Source organism: Prosthecobacter sp. (assembly GCF_044222565.1).
Lineage (GTDB): Bacteria > Verrucomicrobiota > Verrucomicrobiia > Verrucomicrobiales > Verrucomicrobiaceae > Prosthecobacter.
In genome coordinates, this window is sequence record NZ_JBGANA010000008.1 from 172544 (window position 1) to 195190 (window position 22647).

General features: G+C 61.9%; 16 protein-coding genes. 11 read left to right on the top strand and 5 right to left on the bottom strand.

Going from position 1 to position 22647, the window contains the following annotated elements:
* Positions 1-127: 127 nt before the first annotated feature.
* Positions 128-1393 (bottom strand): adenosylmethionine--8-amino-7-oxononanoate transaminase, encoded by a 1266-nt coding sequence (bioA, locus tag ACILSR_RS13890; protein WP_395750380.1) that lies wholly within the window; start codon positions 1391-1393, stop codon positions 128-130.
* 97 nt (positions 1394-1490) lie between these two features.
* On the opposite strand from bioA, the gene ACILSR_RS13895 reads away from it, so the two are divergent.
* From ACILSR_RS13895 to ACILSR_RS13910, 4 genes are all read left to right on the top strand, one after another.
* A complete protein-coding gene (locus ACILSR_RS13895) occupies positions 1491-2261 on the top strand; it encodes an RNA polymerase sigma factor (RefSeq protein ID WP_395750381.1) in 771 nt (256 codons plus the stop codon).
* A 30-nt stretch (positions 2262-2291) separates the two neighbouring features.
* A complete protein-coding gene (locus ACILSR_RS13900) occupies positions 2292-4883 on the top strand; it encodes a protein kinase domain-containing protein (protein ID WP_395750382.1) in 2592 nt (863 codons plus the stop codon).
* Between the two features lie 14 nt (positions 4884-4897).
* Positions 4898-7477 (top strand): protein kinase domain-containing protein, encoded by a 2580-nt coding sequence (locus ACILSR_RS13905; RefSeq protein ID WP_395750383.1) that lies wholly within the window; start codon positions 4898-4900, stop codon positions 7475-7477.
* A gap of 75 nt (positions 7478-7552) precedes the next feature.
* Positions 7553-12286, top strand: a complete 4734-nt coding sequence (locus ACILSR_RS13910) for a hypothetical protein (RefSeq protein ID WP_395750384.1) — start codon at positions 7553-7555, stop codon at positions 12284-12286.
* Between the two features lie 194 nt (positions 12287-12480).
* Here the strand turns inward: ACILSR_RS13910 and ACILSR_RS13915 are convergent, their stop codons facing one another.
* Positions 12481-12864 (bottom strand): hypothetical protein, encoded by a 384-nt coding sequence (locus ACILSR_RS13915; protein WP_395750385.1) that lies wholly within the window; start codon positions 12862-12864, stop codon positions 12481-12483.
* A gap of 91 nt (positions 12865-12955) precedes the next feature.
* Between ACILSR_RS13915 and ACILSR_RS13920 the strand changes: the two genes are divergently transcribed.
* Both ACILSR_RS13920 and ACILSR_RS13925 read left to right on the top strand, forming a co-directional pair.
* Positions 12956-14263, top strand: a complete 1308-nt coding sequence (locus ACILSR_RS13920; RefSeq protein WP_395750386.1) for an APC family permease — start codon at positions 12956-12958, stop codon at positions 14261-14263.
* Positions 14260-15510: a hypothetical protein gene (locus ACILSR_RS13925; RefSeq protein WP_395750387.1), complete on the top strand. Its 1251-nt coding sequence runs from the start codon at positions 14260-14262 to the stop codon at positions 15508-15510. The genes ACILSR_RS13920 and ACILSR_RS13925 overlap by 4 nt, the downstream gene beginning before the upstream one ends.
* Positions 15511-15660: 150 nt before the next feature.
* On the opposite strand, the gene ACILSR_RS13930 is transcribed toward ACILSR_RS13925, so the two are convergent.
* Positions 15661-16653, bottom strand: coding sequence for a serine hydrolase (locus ACILSR_RS13930; RefSeq protein WP_395750388.1), 993 nt, complete (start codon positions 16651-16653; stop codon positions 15661-15663).
* Positions 16654-16787: 134 nt separating this feature from the next.
* Here ACILSR_RS13930 and ACILSR_RS13935 point away from each other — a divergent pair, with 134 nt between their 5' ends.
* On the top strand, positions 16788-17459 hold the full coding sequence (locus ACILSR_RS13935; RefSeq protein WP_395750389.1) for a response regulator transcription factor: 672 nt from the start codon (positions 16788-16790) through the stop codon (positions 17457-17459).
* Between the two features lie 21 nt (positions 17460-17480).
* Positions 17481-18374, top strand: coding sequence for a hypothetical protein (locus tag ACILSR_RS13940; RefSeq protein ID WP_395750390.1), 894 nt, complete (start codon positions 17481-17483; stop codon positions 18372-18374).
* Positions 18375-18380: 6 nt separating this feature from the next.
* On the opposite strand, the gene ACILSR_RS13945 is transcribed toward ACILSR_RS13940, so the two are convergent.
* Positions 18381-19061 carry a hypothetical protein gene (locus ACILSR_RS13945; RefSeq protein ID WP_395750391.1) on the bottom strand — a complete coding sequence of 227 codons (681 nt, stop codon included), beginning with the start codon at positions 19059-19061 and terminating at the stop codon, positions 18381-18383.
* Between the two features lie 153 nt (positions 19062-19214).
* Between ACILSR_RS13945 and rph the strand changes: the two genes are divergently transcribed.
* On the top strand, positions 19215-20000 hold the full coding sequence (gene rph, locus ACILSR_RS13950; RefSeq protein WP_395750392.1) for a ribonuclease PH: 786 nt from the start codon (positions 19215-19217) through the stop codon (positions 19998-20000).
* 38 nt (positions 20001-20038) lie between these two features.
* On the opposite strand, the gene ACILSR_RS13955 is transcribed toward rph, so the two are convergent.
* Positions 20039-20434 (bottom strand): hypothetical protein, encoded by a 396-nt coding sequence (locus ACILSR_RS13955; protein WP_395750393.1) that lies wholly within the window; start codon positions 20432-20434, stop codon positions 20039-20041.
* A gap of 107 nt (positions 20435-20541) precedes the next feature.
* Between ACILSR_RS13955 and ACILSR_RS13960 the strand changes: the two genes are divergently transcribed.
* Both ACILSR_RS13960 and ACILSR_RS13965 read left to right on the top strand, forming a co-directional pair.
* Positions 20542-21480, top strand: coding sequence for a histone deacetylase (locus ACILSR_RS13960; protein ID WP_395750394.1), 939 nt, complete (start codon positions 20542-20544; stop codon positions 21478-21480).
* Between the two features lie 111 nt (positions 21481-21591).
* Positions 21592-22599, top strand: a complete 1008-nt coding sequence (locus ACILSR_RS13965; protein WP_395750395.1) for an AAA family ATPase — start codon at positions 21592-21594, stop codon at positions 22597-22599.
* The last annotated feature ends 48 nt before the right edge of the window (positions 22600-22647 follow it).

Here is a 22647-nt window from a genome sequence, read left to right on the forward strand (position 1 = left end):
GGCAGGAGTGGGATCATCCTGATCCCACCCGCTCTCGCTCTGCCCATCGTCCCCAAACCGGAGGACCAGGAGGAGTTCCCTCCGCCCGAGTGCAGGTCTAACTGCCCTGGGAATGATGAAGGCCTTTCTACACAACGGCACTGGGCGATCCCGTCACATCCTCCACCGCCCCCCTCAGCGCCACCACCATCCGGTCAATCTCCTCCAGCGTCACGCACAGCGGCGGCATCAGGACAATCGTGTTCCCAATCGGGCGTGTGAGCAGGCCGTGCTTCCGCGCCGCCAGACATACCTGCGCCCCCAGGCTGAGATCCGCCGAATCCAAAGTGATCGCCGCGATCATCCCACACTGCCGGAAGCCGGGAAGATCCCCCATCCGCTCCTCCAGCCGGGCGATTTTGGACGGCAGCTGCTCCAGCACCTGCTCATCATGGAACACCTGGAGGCTCGCCAGCGCGGCGGCACAGCCGAGCTGGCTGCCCGCAAAGCTGTGCCCATAAAAAAAGGTGCGGCCTTCGTGTGGCTCGCCGAGAAAGCCCTCGAAAACCTCCTCCGTGGTCAGCGTGACTGCCAAAGGCAGGTAGCCGCCGCTGAGTCCCTTGGCCAGGCACAGAAAATCCGGGACGACGCCTTCGTGCTGGCAGGCAAACATCTTCCCCGTGCGGCCAAAGCCGGTCATGACTTCATCCAGGATCAGGAAGACGTCATTTTCCGCGCACCATGAATCCAGATCTTTGAGCATCCCCTGGGGCCACAGGCGCATGCCGGCCGCCCCTTGGATGAGCGGTTCGATGATCACGGCGGCGGTGCGGGACTGCTCCTCCTCCGGCAGCGCGTGAAGCGCCTCCAGGCTGGGAACAGTGAGGACGCGGTAGCCGAAGTCGTTCCCGCTGCCCTTGAAGAGGGGGATGCCGCCCAGGCTGGCCGCACCCAGCGTATCGCCGTGGTACGCGCGATCAAAGGCAATGAGCGTGTCGCGCTCTGGACGGCCGTTTTGCTTCCAATACTGCAGCGCCATGCGCACCGCGGACTCGATGGCGGTGCTGCCGTTGTCCGTGAAAAAGGCGCGGGAAATTTTGCTTTCAGGCAGAAGATCCACCAGTTCTTTGGCCAGCCGGATCGCGGGCTCGTGCGTGAAGCCGAGGAAGGAAGTATGGGCCACCTTGCCGAGCTGCGCGATGATGGCGGCATTGATGGCGGGATGCGTGTGGCCGTGGATGTTGGTCCAGATGGAGGCGTTGCCGTCAAGGTACTCAGCGCCGTGCTGATCCCGCAGCGTACAGCCGCGGCCTTCCACCAGCATGAGCGGTGTATGTTCGTCGGCACACCACTGCCGCATGGGCGTGAAAGGGTGCCAGAGGCAAAGCTTGTCGAGGGTTGTTAGAGGGAGCATCGGCTTGCGTTCTTCTTACATCAGCATGCTTTCTTAATGAACTGTCGTTGTTTAAATTTTCGGTGTGCTTATTGTTCCAAGTTTTACCCAAGGCTGAATGAATTTGCCAGAGTCCGCCCCACAGCTTTCCCATTCCGGCAGTCTTCCCGCTGGCAACAGCGGGCTGTTTCCCGTGACCATGTGGTCGATGATCCGTGCGGCGAATCACGAGGAAGAGGCGCTGGTCGGGCTGGAAAGACTGGCGCGCGCGTACTGGCGGCCGTTGTATGTGTTCGCGCGGCAGCGGGGTGCCACGCATGATGGAGCCTCGGACGAGGTGCAGGGGTTCTTCGAGCATCTCATTTCCAGCGATATGCTAAAGGACGTGCAGCGCGGAGATGTGCGCTTTCGCAGCTTCCTCCTCCGCTGCTTCACCAACTGGCTGCACAACGAGCATCACCGTGCCAAAGCGGCCAAGCGCGGCGGCGGCGTGGCTCCGCTGCCTTTGGAGGAACTGGATTCTCGGCTTGAGGAGCCCGCCCTGGTGGAGGGGCAGTCGCCGGACAAAGCTTTTGACCGCGGATGGGCGCGCGCGCTGGTGGATCATGCCATGCGGCGTCTGGAGAAGGAGCTGGAACAGCGGGAGCGGAGCGAGTTTTTGCTGGAACTGCGCCGGCGCACTTTTGCAAGCGATGGGGCCGGGCCCGACTGGGAGGAAATGGCGAGCCGCCATGGCATGTCTCATGGCGCGGTGCGCAAGGCGGCGACCGATTTGCGCCGAAGATTTGGCGTCCTGCTTCGCACCGAGGTGAGGAGCATCGTGACGACGGATGAAGAGGTGGACGAGGAACTGCGCTATCTGGTGAGCCTGCTTTCGATGGCGGCATGATGCGTGCTGAAACTGCGAATTCATCTCTTCATGAATGCACCAGCCAACGAACCTGTCCGCTGCCCTGTCTGCTCAGGCGGACTGGAGGCGGACGGCGTGTGTCTGGCCTGCCTGCTGCAGGAGGGGCTGGAAGCCGGTGGCGCGGTGCATCCGGAGGCGGGCGCAGGCACGGCGCAGGCAGGCACCCTGACGCTGCCGTGTGAGTTTGCGGGCTACCGGCTGGTGCGCGAGATCGCTGTGGGTGGGATGGGGATTGTGTACGAGGCGGAGGATTTGAAGCTGAAGCGCGTAGTGGCGCTGAAGGTGGTGCGGAATGCCCACTTCGCCACGCGTGAGGAGGCTTCGCGGTTCAAGGCGGAGACGCAGGCCATCGCGCAGCTGGACCACCCGGACATCGTGCCGCTCTACGAAAGCGGTGAAGAGGACGGCATGCCCTACTTCACCATGCGGCTGGCGGAGGGCGGTTCGCTCGCTGACCGTCTGAAAAAGCGGGGCATCATGTCAGACCGTGAGGCGGCCTCGAACGTGAGCCGCATCGCACGAGCGGTTCAGTATGCGCATGATCACGGCGTGCTGCACCGGGACCTCAAGCCCGCAAACATCCTGCTGGATGTCAGCGGCAGGCCGATGCTGTCAGATTTTGGGCTGGCCAAGCTGCTGGACGCGGAGTTTCAGCTGACGCGGAGCAATGCTCACGTGGGCACGCCCCACTACATGAGTCCGGAGCAGGCGGCTGGAAAGGCGAAGGAGGTGACTACGGCGAGCGATGTGTGGGCCCTCGGTGTCATTTTATACCAGATGCTGACAGACAAGCTCCCATTTCAGGGCGGGAGCGCCGTGGAGGTCATGCGCCGCATCACGCAGGAGGAGCCGGAGATCAGCTCCACGGGCAAGCTCATCGTGCGGAAAGATTCGAAATCGGGGGGTGCGAACGCTGAAAACGTTCCGGCGGGTTCGCTGCTGCGGGTGCAGGCGGACCTCGCCACCCTCATCCTCCGCTGCCTGGAAAAGCAGCCGGCGCGGCGCCTGCCGGGCGCGGGTTTTCTGGCGGATGAACTGGACCGGTTTTTGAGCGGGAAGCCCATTCAATCCAGGGCTGTGGGAGCCGCTGAGCGGTTGTGGAAACTGGCGCTTCGGAACAAGGCCGCGACGCTGGCTGTTCTTGGCACCTCGGTGTCTCTCATCGTGGGCACGGGCGTCTCCGTGCATCAGGCGGTGAAGGCGCGCGAAGCAGAGCGTGTCGCGCTGAAGCAGAAGAAGGAGTCTGACGAGATCGCATCCATCATTCTGGAGGCGGTGCACAGCATGGACGAACATCTGGTGGGCCACGGAGTGAGTCCGGAGCAGATGCGGTTGGAGCTGCTGCAGCGCGTCAGCGCCTTTCACGGGGATCCGAAGCGGAAGGCTGCGATGCTGGAGGAGCTTTCCACGGTCCTCAACAAGCCCGCGGACCTGCGGATCTACCGGGAGGTCCTGGCGGAGATGGAGCCGCGGATGGATGCCGATGACCCGCTGCTCTGGAGCATGCGCTACCGCGTGGCGCTCAAACAAATGCACATGACCAAGGCTGCCAGTGAGGCAGGCAAGGAGTCGCGCGATCAGCTCCGGCGCATCATTGCGTGGCAGGAGTCGCATCTGCCGCAGGGGGACGCGCAGATTAACAAAACCAAGTATGCGCTGGCGGAGGAGCTGGTGCAGGAGGTGAAGAGCAGGGAGGCCCTGCAGGAGGCGGAGGCATTGCTGCTCTCGTGCATCGCCAGCTACACGAAGAAAACCGATCACTTTGACCTGATCGTGGGGCGCATTGAACTGATGACCGTGATGGCGGACCTGGGCAGAACGGCGGAGGCGCTGAACCTGGGGCGGGAGACTTGCGACTATGCGATGGACAAGTTTGGCGAGGCTCACTCCATCACCGGCCGGGTGTATGGCCGGCTGGCGAAGCACTGCAGGGAGGCGGGGCTGGTGCAGGAGGCCATCCAGAGCGGACGCCGTGCGCTGGACATCTACTGGCACACTGTGGGGCCTGATTATGTGAAGGCGCGGGCCAGCATGAAGGCGCTAAGCCAGACCCTGGTGAAGGAGGGAGATCTGGCGGGCAATCTGGAACTGCTGCGCAAAGAGCTGAAGGTGTGCGATCTGCAGCTCGGTCCGGGCGACGACTACACCCTGTCGCGGGCGGAGGGACTGGTGAACACCCTGCGTGAAATGAACCGCTTGGAAGAAGCATGCGAGCTGGGCGGCATCTGGCTGGAGCGCGTGCGCCTGCCTGAGGAAAGGCTGCCTCCAGAGGCGGCAGGGCTGCTGGTGCAGCATTCGTTGACACTTTTGCAGATGGGACGGATTGCCGATGCAGACATCCGGCTGCAGGATCTTCCGGAAACGCTGAAGCAGTCGAAAGGCGAGTTCAAATCAATCGCCCGGCTGCTGCCGCTGGCTGGGAAGCTGGCGGAGAAAAGCAGGCGGAGCGCGGCCGGCGTGATTGTACGCAGGATCATCCAGGCCTGCGCTGAACCGCGGGATGAAGACCCGCAGCGTGTGGCGGAGGTGCTGAACGATGCAAAGCAGATGCTGGCGCAGACGGGAATGACAGAACCAACGGCGAGGACCGCGGAAAAGTGATGCCACATTCCGACATGCCTCCCAACGCCGCCGGGGATGCTGGCATCTGCCCCGTATGTTCGGGCCGGATTGAGCGCGACGGCGTGTGCCTCGTGTGCCTCCTCCAGGAGGGGCTGGAGGCGGATGAAGTGACAGGGCCTGAGCGGGCGAAGTCTTCCGAGCCTGCTCGGTTGCTCACGCTGCCGTGTGAGTTTGCAGGCTACCGGCTCGTGCGGGAGATCGCCAGCGGAGGCATGGGGATCGTTTACGAAGCGGAGGACGTGAAGCTGAAGCGCGTGGTGGCGCTGAAGGTGGTGCGGAATGCCCACTTCGCCACGCGCGAGGAGGCTTCGCGGTTCAAAGCGGAGACGCAGGCCATCGCTCAGCTGGACCACCCGGACATCGTTCCCATCTACGAGAGCGGGGAAGAGGATGGCATGCCTTATTTCACCATGCGGCTGGCGGAGGGTGGATCCCTCGCGGAGCGTTTGAAGAGAAGGGGAATGATGCCCGAACGCGAGGCCGCGACCATCATGATCCGCATCGCACGGGCGGTGCAGTTTGCGCATGACCACGGGGTTCTGCACCGGGATCTCAAGCCGGCAAACATCCTGCTGGATGTCAGCGGGAAGCCGATGCTGTCTGACTTCGGTCTGGCGAAGCTGCTGGATGCGGAGTTTCAGCTGACGCGGAGCAACGCTCACGTGGGCACGCCCCACTACATGAGTCCGGAGCAGGCGGCTGGAAAAGCAAAGGAAGTGACAACAGCGAGCGATGTCTGGGCGCTTGGAGTCATGCTGTTTCAGATGCTGACGGACAAGCTGCCCTTCACCGGTGGCAGCGCGGTGGAGGTCATGCGCCGCATCACGCAGGAGGAGCCGGAGATCAGCTCCTCGGGAAAGCTGCGCTCCGCGGTGGCGGAGGGAACGGTGGAAGTGCACGCCGCCGGCGTTCCTGCGAAGCAGATCGTCCGCGTGCAGCAGGACCTGGCCACGCTGATCCAGCGCTGTTTGGAAAAGCAGCCCGCGCGTCGTCTGCCAGGCGCGGGTTTTCTGGCCGATGAACTTGGCCGGTTCCTGAATGGAGAGCCGATCCAGTCACGGGCCGTGGGCGCAGGTGAGCGGCTGTGGAAACTGGCGCTGCGAAACAAGGCCGCAACGCTCGCCGTGCTCGGCACATCGCTCTCCCTGATCGCAGGTACAGTGGTTTCAGTGTGCCTGGCTGTGAAGGCGCGGGCGGCGGAGCAGCTGGCCTTGCAGCAGAAGCGGGAGGCACAGACCGTCTCCGAGATCATCCTGAACACCGTCAAAGACCTGGATGAACGACGCACGGGCAGCAACATCGACCCGGACCAGATGAGGGAGCACATGCTCAAGCGCATCCTGGCCTTCAAGGGAGATCCCGTACGCAAGGCGCAGATGCTGGCTGAAACGGCCACCATGTTTGACCACGAGCAATGCCTGGAAAACTACCGGCAGGCGCTGGCGTTGCTGGAGGCCAGCCTGCCTTCTGACGACTCCAGGGTCTGGGACATGAGATTCTGCGTGGCCGGTCAGCGCGCGGTCATGGAAAATTCGTCCGATGAATGCATGGCCGAGCTGCGGCGGGTGCTGGCTTGGCAGCTGGAGCATCTGGGCCCCAGGCAATCGTTCTCGCTCTTTACCATGTTCACGTTGGGGAAGAATCTCAACATTCGCGGCGAAGGCCAGGAGGCGGAGAAGCTCATGTCGGAGGTTTGCCGCGAGGTGGACGGCAATTCCAGCTACAACCTCCAGCATCAGGCTCTGTGCCGGCTGGAGCATCTGACCGCGGTCTTTCTGGCGGGGCGTCAGGAATACGCGCTGGCCATGGGCCGTGACTACGTGAACAAAGCGCTGAAGGACCTGGGAGACAGGCACGTGATGACGGCGCGCACGATGTACCGCCTGTCCTCCTGCTACAAAAAAGCCGGCATGCTCGACGAGGCTGTGACCGAGGGGCGGCGGGCGCTGGACACCTTCTGGCGTTCGGTCGGCCCGGACAACTCCTTCGCGAAGGACTGCCTGAGCGATCTCTCTGCGCTGCTGGGCAAAAAAGGAGACAAGAAGGAGCGGCTGGCCTTGGTGCACGAGGCTGTCAAAGTGTGCGATCTAAGCCTCGGCCCCAGCCACCCTTTTTCACTCTACCGGATGGAGTGTTGCATGTTCATCCAGATCGAACAGAACTACTATTTTGACGCGGCCACGGCGGGGACGCAGTGGCTGCAGCGCATTCGCTCGCCGCAGGGCACGTTGCCCGCTGCTGCGGACGGCGTGCTGCGGGAGCTGGCCCATGCTCAGTTCCTTCGCCGGTTGTACAGCCGTTCGGAAGAGCTGCTGCGGGAGCTGGTCGCGCTGATGGAAGAGCACAAGCCCGAAGACATCCAGCGCTATGCGGACATGTCCCGCCTGGCGGATGCGCTGCTCCTCCAGAACCGGCCTGCGGAAGCTGCCGACCTGTTCCGGCAGGCCATTCAAGGACTTGAAGAGCATGGAAAGACGCGGCCGGACTTCACTGAGCTGTCCCTGGCGAGGGCGAAGAAGCGCCTGGCGGCCGCGGAGGCATCGATGAGGTCGCAAAAAACGGCCGGCCAGTGAAAATATTTTTCACGCGGGAGGTAACACGAGAACCGCGAAGCTGTGGATGGCGCGTGCACGACTCCGTGCATACCCATGAAAACACATCAAACTCACAACACACTGTTCCGAAGGGCCCCCCGCGCGGCCCTCGCGGCGATCATGTCGCTGGCACTCGTACTAAAACCCGCGTATGCGGTGGACGCCACCGTCGGCAACGTCATGAATGGCGGTGCAGGCACCACGTACTCCCTTGATGGCGGTCCTTCGGGAACCATCATCAATGGCGGCAGCAGCAACGGGCTCTTCCTGCAGTCAGGCAATTTGAACCTTAGCAATCTGACGTTGCAGAATTTTTCGGTGCACGGCGGTGACGGCAGCGGCGGGGGGGCGGCCTTGGGCGGCGCTCTCTTCATCAACAGCGGCTCTGTGGTGACGCTCAACAACGTCAATTTCCTCTCAAACAACGTGCAGGGCGGCAATGGCGGTGTCGGCCTGACGGGTGGTTCGCTGAACAACCTCTTCAACGCGGGAAGCCATGCCTCCTCGGGCAGCGCCGGCTACACGCCTCCCTATGACATGCTGGCAGACATCAATGGAGCCAGCGGAACCAAAGGCGGCAATGGCGCGAGCAGTGCCTCCGGATTCGGCGGCGTGGGCGGCAACGGCAGCAGCGGTACCTCAGGTGGCAGCAGCAATCCCTTGCTGCTGGCGGCGGTGGCCACATCGATTCTGGAACTCACAGCAGGAGGAGAAAAGACGGCGGCAGACGCCTCAAATCCGCTGACGGAGAACGTGGCTGCAGGTGATGCCGCAGAAATGGTGGTCAAGGTGATCAATCTGGCGGTAGCACTGACGGACGTCGTTGTCTTTGATACAGCGCTCGCCACAGGTCAGGTCGGTGTCGGCGGCAGCGCCGGTTCCGGTGGTCAGGGCGGCAACAGCGGCTTTGGCTATGGCGGTGCAGCCGGCGGCAACGGCGGCAATGGTGGCGCAGGCGGACAGCCGGCGTCTCCGTCCCTCCTTGCGGGCATCGGCGGTGCTGCAGGCGGTGACGCAGGCAGCGGCGGTTCCGGTGGCATGGGCGGCTTTGGCGCGGGTGGCGGTGCAGGTGGCACGGGTGGTGTCGGTGGCGCAGGCGCCAGCTGGAGCCTCGTAACCGCGCTCGCCCCGGTGACTGCGGTGGCCGGCCAGGTTAACACCACTCCTTCCTATTATGACCAGGTGGAACGTTTCCCCGGTCAGGATGACAATGGCAATCCGGTGCAGAAGGTGGATCCCTTTGCCCCGAACTTTAACACGACGCCCTCCTATTACACAGACCGCATGGTCAACGGCACGTTTCATCCTTCCGTCACCACGGTCACAGATCCCGTGACAGGCTTTACGGGATGGGATGCTCTGACTGGCAGCCGTCCGAATGGACTGGATGGCAGCGGTGGCGCCGGCGGCAACGCTGGTTTTGGCGGCGGCGCAGGTGCGACTGGCGTGGGCTACTCCACACTGGCAGGCGGCGGCGCTGGCGGCAATGGCTACGGTGGTTCCATCTTCGTGCGCTCCGGCGGCACGCTGCACATCACCGGAGACGCCCTGTTTGACGGCAATGGTGTCCGTGGCGGTCAGGGCCAGACGGCCAACCCTGCCACCAACTCAGCAGCCGGTGCGAGCGGTATTGGCGTCGGCACCGACATCTTCCTGATGACCGGAGCCACGCTCCTGCTTGATCCAGGTGCTGGGCATACCATCACCTTCAATGGCAATGCGTACAACACCTCCATCGCGGACGACAGTGCGGCATCCATCATTCCTTCCGGCGGATTCAACTACATCCCATCCGGTTCCGGAGCGGACGTCCATATCCAGAGCGGTCTCGTGGAATTCAACGGAGCCAACGTTTATTCCGGCCAGACCATCATCGAAGGCGGCACTCTTCGTGCCGACGACACCGTTGGCATCTACTGGGACAGCAACGTCAACTTTGCCGGCACTCCCACCTCCAACGCCGTGCTCATGTCCGACGGTACCGCCGGAAACTTCAGCCGCTATGTCGGCACGCTGAGCAACCGCGTCCAATGGACCGGCAGCGGTGGTTTTGCCGCCGTGGTGGGAGACCTGACCGTGAACCTCAGCAACAACAAGACCCTCCAGTGGGGTGCCGGCAGCTTTGTGCCGACCGGCAGCGCGCTGGTCTTTGGCGCTGATCAGGCCACGAACAACGTCATCTTCCAGAACAACATGGATCTCAAGGGCGGCAGCCGCACGGTGCTCTCGACCACCTCCAGCGCCGCTTCCGGTGCCAATGCCGATGGCACTCCCATGGGGTCCACGGTTTATCTGAGCGGCAAGATCTCAGACACCACCGGCGGAGCTTCTCTGAACATCAATGATGCCAATCATGACGGCACCGTGGTTCTCGACGGCGCCAGCACTTACACCGGCACCACCAACATCAATGCGGGCGATGTGCTGCTCAACGGCAGCCTCTCCAGCAGCGCAGTCAATGTGTCCGTCGGCGCAACGCTGGACAGCATCAACGCCGGACTTGCTTCAGTCTCCACCGTGACCAATGCGGGCACCCTGAACCTGGGCTCCAAAGACGACACCATCACCACGCTGACCAACACCGGCCACGTCACCGGTACTGCCACCCTGACGGCAACGACCTACAACCTGAATGACGGCAGCGTTCTCGATGCCAAACTCGGCACCGGCACCATCATCACCTCCGGTGCGGTCACACTGAACAGCACGGTGGGCGCAAGCGTCATCACGGTGAATCCCGGAAGCACGCTGAACCTCGCCGGCGCGGACATCATCTCTCACTCTGCGGCCATCGCGGTGAACGGCGTTTTGAACCTCACGGGCGGCGCTCAAACCTTCCAGACGCTCACAGGAACGGGCACCGTGCACACCAATGGCAACATGCTCAGTGTTTCAGACGGCAGCACCTTCCTCGGCAGCCTGGACGCTCCTGGCTCCAATCTCACCACCGGAACCGGTGGCACCGGCGGCAGCCTGGTCCTGGGCGGCGGTGGCACCACCACCACGCAGAGCACTCAGATCGACAACGGTCTCACCATCACCGGCGGCACCACGCTGAACAGCACCACCATCACCATTGCAAACGGCAGCACGCTGGATCTCAGCGGTGGCGGAACGATCAACTTCACCACGCTCACAACTCCCAGCGGCAGCGCTCCCGGCATCATCAACATCGGCGCCAATGATTTCATCGTTCCAGTCGGTTCGACGATTTCCGGCGACATCAAGTTCATCGGCACCGGCAACGTGATCATCCTCGGCACCATTGCTCCCGGTCATTCGCCTGGTATCACGGACATGACTGGCGCGGGCCTCAGCCCGACCATCGGCGGCGCGTTCAAGGCTGAAGTCGCCGGCACCGGCGGCGTCGGCGGCACGGACTTTGACCAGATGCGCATCGCTGCAGGCGCCACTGCGACACTCGGAGCCGGCAGCTCGTTGAACGTGGCCAGCTTTGGCAGCTTCATCGCCACGGGAGGACCTGCCCAGGGGAACTCCTTCCAGATCATCTCCGGCCCTCTCGGCGCGGTGCCGATCAACCACCTCATCGGCACCTTCACCACCGTCACGTTTGATGCCGACGGCATCGCTGGCGCCGGCGCTCCGGTGACCAATGCCGCTGTCGTGTTTGATGTGAACACCGGAGCAGTGACCGCCACCGGTCTGAACAGCCCCACCAGCACCTTTGCTGACCTTGGCTCCAATGCCAACCAGCGCGGTGCGGCGGCTTCCATCTTCGCGGCCGCCTTCGTGGGCCAGAATCAGATCGACTCCTCCACCACTGCCGGCCTGCTTGCCCTGCAGATCACAGACGCTGCAGGCAGCTCCGCTGCGGACCTTGCCCGCTACACTCCGGACTACTACGGCTCCCTCGCGGACTATGCCTTCATCGGCAATCAGGTGCTCGCACGCAGCATCCAGGATCGTGTGTCTCCCATGACCTACATCCCCAGCCAGATCGGTGAAGACAGCATCAGCCAGGTCCCTGAGACGATGTCCCTCTTCGTCGGCTACACCTATGCCAACATGAACACCGCGGACGGCGCCAAAGGCACTCGCAACGACTACTATGCAGGCATGAACCTGCTGGCCTCGGAAGACTATGTGTTCGGCATCGCCGGCAGCGGCAGCCAGGGCAGCCTGAAGGCCGCTCTCGGCAGCGCCCAGTCGGATGGCTGGGGTGGCATGGCCTTCGGCCGCTTCACGGTGGCGAAGAGCTTCACCTTCTACGGCAGCTTCGGCTTCAATCAGCAGACCATGGACCTCCGCCGCCAGACCGTGAACGGTTCCGTCAGCGGTTCCACGGATGTGTCCAGCTATGTGGGCTTCTTCGGGGTGCAGTATAAAGGCTGGCGCGTCGGCGGTGTCTCCATCGCTCCGCGCATGTCCCTGACCTACTCGAACTCGCAGATGAAGGGCTTCAACGAAAGCGGAGCGATCGACGCCCTCAACATCGGCGGCTATCACAACAACCGCTTCGTGGGAGAAATCGGTCTTTCCGCCTTGTGGAGCACCGATCTCGCAGGCCACGCCCTCAACGTGGAACTTGCCGCCTCCGTGCAGCAATACTTCCAGAACACCAAGAGCCAGATGCTGGTCAATGTGGCCACCGTGCCCACGGCCGCCTATGGCGTGAACTTTGCCCAGAACGGCAACACCCAGGCGGTCATCCAGCTGAACACCGGCTATGAGATCACGAAGTCGGTCCAGGCCTACATGGGCTATGAAGGCCACTTCGGCAATCAGAACACACAGTACGGCAAGGCCGGCATCCGCATCAACTTCTAAGCGGCTCGGCATCTCCCCGCCGTCCGATTGGCTGAAACGTCAGCCATCCACAGGCGGCGGGGAAGATCTCAGGCAGCTTTGATCAACGCAGGCGCGATCTTTTCATGGGGGTCGCGCCTGCTTTTTTTTTATACCACGACCTGTTAAAAACAGGTATGCAGGACAATCCCGGTGCGGCGGCGCCCGCATCGGCTTTAACGGAACCGCAAACGGCGGGTCGAAGGAGGTCTGGGGCTGTGGCTGGCGTTGAGTGCAGGGAGGTCATGCTGCATCAGGGTTTCGTTCGCCTCTCGCATCTGGCCGCGCCAGACGCTGTCGGGGTCGGTTGGGCCGGTCCAGACTTTGCGGAGCTCGGTCATCGCTTCGATGGTGCTGCCTTCCTTGACTTTGGAGAGCAGCACATCCCGCTGCTCCTTCCGCTTTTGCTCCGGAGCCGGCACCGGGGCGGAGGCCACGGTTTCTTCCGGCTGCTTGTGCGCGTTGTAGTAGTGCACGCTGTACCACCACGTGGTGGCAGGCACGGCCAGGGCGGCGATGAACATCAGCCCCCTGAATAATTTGGAGGAACTCGTTTTCATGGGGAAAAGGAATGCGTTTTTTCGTGAACTGCAAGGTCTCCTTTGGAAGCAGAGTTGACGCCTCCCCGCCCCGCGCTTAGCCATCGGCCCCATGAGCACCACTCGCACGCAGGGCATTTCCTTGATCACAGCTACGGCGGTCGTGGTGGCAAACATGATCGGCACCGGCGTCTTCACTTCCCTCGGTTTCCAGGTCGGGTCGCTTCCCTCGGGCTTTGTCCTCCTCATGCTCTGGGTCGTCGGCGGCGTCTGCGCTTTCTGCGGCGCTGTGTGCTATGGAGAACTGGCGGCGGCGCTGCCGCGTTCCGGTGGCGAGTACAATTTCCTCTCGGAAATTTTTCATCCTGCGGTGGGCTTTCTTTCCGGCTGGCTCTCGATCACCGTGGGCTTTGCGGCGCCCATCGCCCTGGCGGCCATGGCCTTTGGGGAATACTTCTCCGGCATCTTTCCCAATGCTCCCGCCACCACCTGGTCCTTGGTGATGGTGTGGATCGTCACCTTGATCCACGTGGCAGGTGTCAACGCGGCAGCGCGGTTTCAAAACACCGCCACCTGGCTCAAAGTGGCGCTCATCGTCGTTTTCATCGGCACCGGCTTCTGGTTTGGCAGGCCGCAGCCCGTCCATTTCCTGCCTCAGCCCGGCGATGTGAGCCTCCTGGGCAGCACTCCTTTTGCCGTGAGCCTGGTGTTTGTCATGTATGCCTACGCCGGCTGGAATGCCGCCACCTACATCGTCGGAGACATCCGCAATCCGCAGAAAAATGTCCCTCTCGCCATCGCCTTCGGCACGCTCCTGGTGGCGGGGCTGTACATCGCGCTCAATGCGGTCTTCCTCCACGTGGCGCCGATGAATGAGCTGGATGGCAAGGTGGACGTGGGCCACGTGGCGGCGGTGCACATCTTCGGCGAGACGGGCGGCAGGATCATGTCCGGCCTCATCTGCCTGGGGCTCGTCTCCAGCATCAGCGCCATGACCTGGGTGGGGCCGCGTGTGATGCGGACGATGGGCCAGGACCTGCGCATCCTCTCCCCGCTGGCGGTGTGCGATGACCGCGGCGTGCCGGTCACCGGATTGTTTGTGCAGCTTTCCATTGTGGTCACGCTGCTGCTGACGGCCAGCTTCAAAACAGTGCTCACCTGCGTGCAGTTCAGCATCCAGCTCGGGTCCTTTGCCACTGTCATCGGTTTGATCGTGCTGCGCATCCGCCAGCCCGACCTCCCGCGTCCCTACCGCTGCTGGGGTTATCCTGTCACTCCCATCCTCTTTCTGGCCATCAGCCTGTGGATGATGGTCTTCGTCGCCAAAAAGAACCCGGATGAAACGCTGGCCGGCATGGCGCTAATTTTGCTGGGCTGGATCGTTTATTTCATCTCACCGCGTACTCCACGCACTACATGAAACACTCCCTCGTTTTGATGTTCCTTTTCCTGGCTCACGGCGCTCTGGCGCAGACGCCAGTCCCAGTCCCGGCCTCGGTGCCCTCACCTTCGCTTTCGCTCGCACCCACCGCCAATGACCAGGCGCGTTTCCTCGCCGGCCTCTCGCAGGAGGGCTCTCCGCTGGCGGGTCTGGCCAGGCGCACGGATTTCAACTCGCATGCCAAGGACCTCGACGCCACCTGGGCGGATGCGGAGGAGCGTCAGCTGGGCCCCATCCGCCAGTGGGCGCCGCTGGGCCTGCCCGAGGCCGTTAGCGACACCGCGCCACTGCTCTACGTCTTCAGCGGCCCCGATTTCCTGCACGCGCACACCTTTTTCCCCAATGCCTCCACCTACGTGCTGGCCGCGGTGGAGCCCGTGGGCCTGCCGCCGGATGTGACCAAACTGAGCGAGGGCGAGCTGGGCTCCTCCCTGCGCAACCTGCGCAACACGCTCAATGCCTCGCTGAGCTTCAGCTTTTTCATCACGGCGGACATGAAGAAGGATCTGCAGGCTACCAAGCTCACCGGGACACTTCCCGTGCTGTACGTCTTCCTCGCCCGCTGCGGCTGCTACATTCAAAAGGTGGAAAACATCTGGCTGGATGCTGAAGGGAAAGTCGTGACTGACAAGCAGACGAAAACTGCGGGCGCTCGGATCACCTTTCTCGGCACAAAAGGCAGGGTGCAGACCCTCTACTATTTCTCCACCAACATCGCCAGCTGGGCGCTCAAGCAAGACCCGTCCTTCCTGCGTTTCTGCGACGGCCTTGGCACGATGAACGGCTTCACCAAGTCGGCCTCCTACCTCATGCACCTCAGCGAATTTCACACCATTCGCGACTACCTTCTGCACCACTGCCACACCATGACGCAGGACGACTCCGGCATCATGTGGAAGGACTTCCCGCGCGACTTCTGGGACGTGAAAGCCTACGGCTGGTATCCGGGTCCCATCCCGCTTTTCAAGCAGCACTACCAGGCGGACTTGGCCGAATACTACCGCACCAACGACGTGGCGCCCATTCCCTTTGGCATCGGCTATCAATGGCGGCCCAAGCAAAGCACGCTGATCTATGGCGTGGCTAAAAGCATGGTGCGCAAGGCGATTCCGGTGGTCGAGGAGAAGCCCGTTGCGACACCGGGCGCGGCTGTGGTGCCGGCTGCGCCGACTGCACCTGTTCTTCAGCCGGCGGTGCCGCCAAAAGCGCTGCCTGTGCCGCCGTGAGTCGAGGAGGAGATAGGTGGTGGTGGCGTGGGTTTCCGGAGCCTGATTCCGGCTGAAGCCGGTACTACAATAAGGCGCTGGCTTGCCCGATGCCGGCGAGGTGCAGCGATCATCGCCGGTGCCGGTCGCGATGAATTTCAAAAGGCGGACTCAGCCCTTTGAAAACAACAGCCTCAGCATCTGCGCATCATTCGGCTTTGAATCTTTGGCCAGCCGTACGATGACGAGCTTCATCGAAGGCACGATGTAGAGGCGCTGGCCGTAGGAGCCGATGCAGGCGATCAGGTCGGCGGGAGCGGACCGGCAGAGGCAGGCGTTGCGCCAGGACTGCTGCTGCCATTTTTTGTCCAGCGTTGCCTCCGCATCCATTTCACGGGCGGACTTGCTTGCAGCCGCGCGGTTGTTCCAGAAGCCAAAAGCAAAGGCCGCATTGGCGCTGCTGCCCTGCAGCTTCATCAGCACATCTTCGCGCTTCAGCATCCATGTGCCCAGCTCCGACCACTGGCGTGCCGTTTGCATGAAGCCGGCGGCCAGCAGTGGCGCCCCATGCTGGTCGGGAAGGTAGCGCTGCGAGCCGAGTCCCAGCGGGCCGAGCACCTTGCGCTCCAGATAGTGCGTGGGCGTCTGCTTCTGTTTCAATTTGCGCGCGAGCAGTTCGTGAAACACCTGCAAGGCGGCGGGACCGTAGATGAAGGACCGGCCGGGCGAGGCGACCGCGCCGGCTTTCAGGGCCGCGGCCGTGCGGTCTTTGAACGAGTTGTCATGCAGGCTGAACATCGGCTCCAGCCCGTGGCTGAAGTCCAGCAGCTGCCGCACGGTGATCTGGCTCTTGCGTTTGTCTCCCTGCCATTCGGTGATGGTGTCCGCCACGCGCTCGTCCATTGAAAACAGCCCGTCCTTCTCCGCCGCGAAAGCCGTCAGGCCCCAGAAGGCCTTCGTGCCGCTGTAGATGCGGTGCGGCTCGTATTTCGTATGTCCATTCGCGTAGGACTCGTGCAGGATCTTGCCGTTCTGCTTCACCAGAAACGCATGCCCGCCATGCGCCGCGGAATAGGCCGCCGCAGCCTGAATGCCCTCCATCGGCAGCGCCTCCACCGAAGGCGCGGACGAGAAAAAATGCAGAAGTGCCAGCAGAGTCGTCATGACAAATGATTAACCGGAGCGGGAGAATTTGCCATCCTGACTTCGCCTTTCCTCCGCCGTCCGGCTTTACCCCCTTTCCTCATTTCCTTACCTGCCAGTGGACAATCCCCCATCTCGCCGCATCATCCCGCCGCATGCGTATTCTCCTCGTCGAAGACCAGGCCAAACTGCTCTCCTTTGCCAAAAAGGGGCTGGAGGAGCAGGGCATCCAGGTGGATGCCATCGATGATGGCGACGAAGCCTGGGAGATGGCCACCACCGTGCCCTACGACGCCCTGGTGCTCGACATCATGGTTCCCGGCCGCGACGGCCTCAGCATCCTGCGCGGCCTGCGTGAAAAGCGCAACAATGTGCCGGTGATCCTGCTGACCGCCCGCTCCACGCTTCCTGAAAAAATCGAGGGCCTGAACCTCGGCGCGGACGACTACATGACGAAGCCGTTTTTTGTGGAGGAGCTGGCCGCCCGCCTCCACACCGTGGTCCGCCGCAAATCTGGAGACTCCAGCCATCTTTTGCGGGTCGATGATCTCTGCATCAATTTGCTTGAGCGCAAAGTCAGCCGCGGCGGCGAGGACATCGAGCTCAGCACGCGGGAATTTGAACTGCTGGAGCACCTCATGCGCAGCCCCGGCCGTGTGTTTGGCCGCATGCAGATCTATGAGCACGTCTGGGGCTACAACATGGACCCCGAGACCAACCTCGTGGAGGTTTACATCCAGCGCCTGCGCTCCAAGATCGACAAGGACCGCGAGAAAAAACTCATCCGCACCGTGCGTGGCGTGGGTTATGCGCTGGGTGGCAATTGAGACCTTTCCGATCTTTCCCGCATGACGAGCTCTCCGAGCATTTCCGGCCCGACTCCTCAAGGCGGAACCGTCCGCCATGCCCTCATGCTTGTGGTTGCGACCGCCTTTCTCTCTGTCGTCGGCCTGGTGCTGCCCCATGGTGAAAGCGGCGATGCTTTTCGTGAGTGGTTCCTCGCGCACAAGGCGTTTCTTGCCTTGATCATCGGCCTGTGGGCCGTCGTCATCATCGAAGGACTCTCCGGCCTGTTCGTGACTCAGGATGCCCTGGCGGAGCGCCTCAGGCGCCTCCTGCTCACTTCCTTGCTGCCACCCCTGCGCATGATCATCGCCACCAGCCAGCCACGCGGCTGGCTCTGGCTGCCGGGCATGGGCTGGAGGCCTGCCGGAGAGGAAATCTCCGAACAGCTGGAGCAAAAACTCGCGCTGCCCATGGTCGTCCTCACGCTCCTCGTGCTGCCCGTGCTCGGGGCGGAGCTTACCGGCGGCGAAACTTTGGAAAATCATCCGCGCATGGCCCTGGCCACGCATCTGACCACATGCGTGATCTGGATTGGGTTTACGATGGAGTTCCTTTGGATGGTGGCCGCGGCTCCCAGCAAACTGGCCTACTGCCTTAAAAACTGGGTCAACCTGGTCATCATTCTCCTGCCGCTCGTGGCCTTCCTCCGCGTGCTGAGCATTTTCCGCTTCACCCGCATGCTGCGCGCAGGCAGGCTGCTCCGCGCCTACCGCCTCCGCGGCCTCTGGGCGCGGGTGTGGCGGGTGGTCCTGCTCTTCAATCTCATCGAACGCCTCCAGCAGCGCGACCCCGCGAAATACTGCGCCTCTTTGGAAAAGAAGATCGAGGATCTCGAAGAGGAACTGGCCAGGCTGCGCACCAGACTGGCGGAGCAGCGTGGCAAAAAACCCGGCTGATCGGCGTCACTGCCCCAGGCTGAGGTACTCGCGCACCGTATGATTCATCGCCCTTCGTGCGGGCGGGAAGCATTCCGCCACTTTTTCAAACGTCTCCTCCATGGCAAATTCATCGGCGAGGACGTGCTTGCGGGCGGCGTCGAGATGGCTCACCACCACCTGCTCGTAGTAGTCCACATCCGGTGCTCCGCGGCGCGCGGCACGACGATGCAGAAAGTCCGGATACAGGCAGGTCAGCACCAGGAACTGGTTTGCGCACTGCACGTGCAGGAAGAACTTGTGGTGGCGGCTCGCGTTCTCGATGGCCTCCAGATAGTCCACGCTGTAAAGGCTGTCGATGCTGTGATTGATGTCGTTCGGTCCTTTCGTCGGCGAGCAGCCGAAGTCCGCGCAGACGACGGCCATGTAGTCGGCAACCGCCAGCTCCTTGATGCCGAACTCCTTAAGCGAATGGCGCACCACGAGGAAGAAGAAGAGCTCCGGAGAGAGCATCGCGGCTTTGCGCGAGATGATCGCGGCGTCAAAGAGCTTGTCGTTGTCGAGGATGATCGGCACTGCATCCGGATCCTCCATCATCGCCGTGAAGCCCTCTTTGCCGCGCTCGGTCAGCGCCAGGGTGTCGCGGATAAAATTCCAATCCGTTGGGGTGAAACGGAACCAGCAGCCAGGGCGGGGAAAGCGCGTCATGGAGATTAAGTTTGAACTGTCATCTACCTCTAGCATATCGAATGCCAATTATTGTTAACCGGTTCGACGCAGGGTGTTCGGCGTTTGTTCAAACGCATTCTCGCAGTCTTATAAAAGGCTTTGGCGCATCCCTGCTTCATGCTAATCAATCGCATGACCCGAACCGACGGCCGCACATCCGACCAACTCCGCAAAATCGAATATGTCCTGGACGTAGCACCGCATGCAGCGGGCTCCGTCCTCATCGCCTTTGGCAGCACCCGCGTGATCTGCACCGCCTGCATCAATGAGGAGGTCCCGCGCTGGATGAAGGTGCAGAACGTCAAAGGCGGCTGGCTCACCGCCGAGTACTCCATGCTCCCTTATTCCACGCTGGAGCGCAAAGACCGGGAAAGCTCACGCGGCAAGCCGGACGGCCGCAGCACGGAAATTCAGCGCCTCATCGGCCGCAGCCTGCGTGCCGTCGTTGATCTCGAAAAACTCGGCCCCCGCACCCTCTGCGTGGATTGTGACGTCCTCCAGGCCGATGGCGGCACCCGCACCGCCGCGATCACCGGTGCGTGCATCGCTGTCGCTGTCGCCTTTAACCGGCTGCTGGAGAAGGGCAAGATCACCCGCCAGCCGCTCAAAAAGAAGATCGCCGCTGTGAGCGTTGGCATCGTGAATGGCGAGACCCTCCTCGACCTTTGCTACAAGGAAGACGCTGCGGCGGATGTGGACAGCAACATCGTCCTCACGGAGGACGGCGAGTTCGTCGAAATCCAGGGCAGCGGTGAAGAGGCCACCTTCACTGAAGCTCAGCTGCACTCGATGCTGGAATACGGTCGCAAAGGCATCAAAGAGCTCGTGGCCATTCAGGAGGAAGCGATCACCAGCGCCATGAAACCGGCGGAGGGCAGGGACTTGCAGAAGCTCGCGGAGTTTTTTGGGAAGCGATGAGAGGGGAGCGCCTCGAAAGCTTCGCGGCTTCAGGCTTATTACTTCATTTGCTCGACTTTGGCATCGACTCCGGCTGCTGCCGAAAGCAACACGAGCCACTCAACTTCCTTCTTTGTTCCCATAAAAGCGTGCGGGAATCGGATCGCCGCGGCCTCAGCCAACGAAAGCCCAAGGCAGTTCCTGATCACTTTCAAAAACGGGACCTTGAATTTGGGATCAATAACCAACCGCCAAGTTCCACCGACCTCAAGAAATTGCTCGCGATATTTGGGCTCAGGAAACCCAGAATCGTCCTCCTCAATATTTCCGCAGGAAGTGCATGCAGTGGTTCGATACCAGCGAAGGCGTAGTGAAACTATTGATTGCCCCATTGAAGCCATATTTTTCTTTCCGCAGAAAGGACACGCTGTCTGAATTGTTTGATTTATTGCCATGACTTCTCAATTCGTTGGCAAACCACCTCAAAAAGTCATGCCAGTTGACGCTGGTTGGGCCAAACCACTGTCGGCACTCGTAAACAACCGTCAACCATTGCAAACTCATGACAACGGCACTGCTTCTCGATCCTATTTACCAGCAGCACGACCCCGGTCCGGGCCATCCTGAGAGCATCAAACGCCACGTCGCGATCACGCAGGCGCTGACAACTTCCGGCCTCGTCGGCAAAACCCAGGCCATCGCGCCGCGCTCGGCCACCCTCGAAGAACTCGCCCTCTGTCATGATCGCGGTTACATCGCCACCGCCAGAAACGATGTCGAATCCGGCCTCGACAACCTCAGCACCGGAGACACCGCAGTCTGCGACAAATCTTATGATGTCGCGATTCAGGCCGTGGGTGGTGTTTTGAACGCGGTGGATGCCGTCTTCACCGGCAGAGCGTCCAACGCTTTTTGCGCCGTGCGTCCGCCCGGTCATCACGCGCGCCCCGCCCAAGGCATGGGCTTCTGCCTCTTTAACAACATCGCCATCGCCGCACGCCATGCGCAGCAGAAGCATGGCGCGCAGAAGGTCGCCATCGTGGACTGGGATGTGCATCACGGCAACGGCACCCAGGACATCTTCTATGAAGACGGCAGCGTGCTGTTTTGCAGCACCCATCAAAGCCCGCTCTACCCTTTCACCGGTCATGCCAATGAGACGGGCAGTGGCAGGGGCAAAGGCTGCACGCTGAATCTCCCCCTCCCGGCCCGCACCGGCATGAGCACCCTCGGCGCCGCTTTCACCGACCGCGTGCTGCCCGCCATCGACTCCTTCAAGCCCGATTTGATCCTCATCTCCGCCGGCTTTGACTCCCGTATTGACGATCCCCTGGGGCAGTTTCGGCTTACCGATGAGGACTTTGTGGCGCTCACCAGGCTCCTGCTTGAAGCCGCCAAAACTCACTGCGGGAGCCGGCTCGTCTCCGTTTTGGAGGGTGGCTACAACATCCAAGGCCTCGCCAGCGCCGTTACCCATCACGTTCAAACGCTGATTGGATAAGCAAATCCAAGATTCGGCGGCGTTGACAGTGTACCTGTTTATTTACATACACCGCGCTTGTCAGAACTCCTCTTTTCTGGTGCGATGTGGCAGCATTCCTAAAAAATCACCATGTCCAACTCTCCGCTTCCGCAAGACGACGTCGCCGCCATTGATGAGCTTCGCAAAGTTTACGTCCAGCTCGGAGCAGAGCTGAAGAAAATCATCGTCGGCCAGGACAAGGTCGTCGAGCAGCTGGCGATCTGCCTCTTCGCCCGTGGCCATGCCCTGCTCATGGGGGTGCCCGGCCTGGCCAAAACGCTTCTCATTTCACGGCTTGCCGAAACCATGTCCCTCAGCTTCAGCCGCATTCAGTTCACGCCGGACCTGATGCCCATGGACATCACCGGCACAGACATTTTGCAGGAGCTGCCGGGTGGAAAACGTGCATTTGAATTCGCCAAAGGGCCGGTGTTTGCCAACATCGTGCTGGCCGATGAAATCAACCGCGCCCCCGCCAAGACCCAGGCGGCCATGCTCGAGGCCATGCAGGAGCACAAGGTAACGGTGGCCGGCCGCACCTACACGCTGGATTCCCCGTTCTTTGTGCTCGCCACGCAGAATCCCATCGAGCAGGAAGGCACCTACCCTCTGCCCGAAGCCCAGCTCGACCGCTTCATGTTCATGATCGGGGTCGATTACCCCAGCCGTGCGGAAGAAATCGCCATCGCCCGCAGCACCACCGGCATGAGCCTGCCGAAGCTTGAGCACATTCTGCACGGTCCCAAAGTTCTGGCGTTTCAGGATCTCGTCCGTCGCGTACCGGTGCCGGATCATATCTACGAGTTCGCCGTCGATCTCGTCCGCAAAACTCGCCCCGCCAGCAGCGAAGCCCCGCCATGGCTCAAACCCCTCGTCAGCTGGGGCGCCGGGCCGCGTGCCGTGCAGTATTTGATCCTCGGTGCCAAGGCGCGCGCCGCTTTGTACGGCAGCTACATGGTGCGGCTGGAGGACATCATGGAGGTGGCGGAGCCGGTGCTGAGACACCGGGTGATGACGACGTTCACGGCGGAGAGCGATGGGATCAGCAGCCGGGATGTGGCGAAGAGGCTGGTGGATGAGCTGGCGAAGGCGGGGTGATGGGCATTTTCGAATCGTCCTCGTCCTCCTACTCGAACTCGTCCTCGA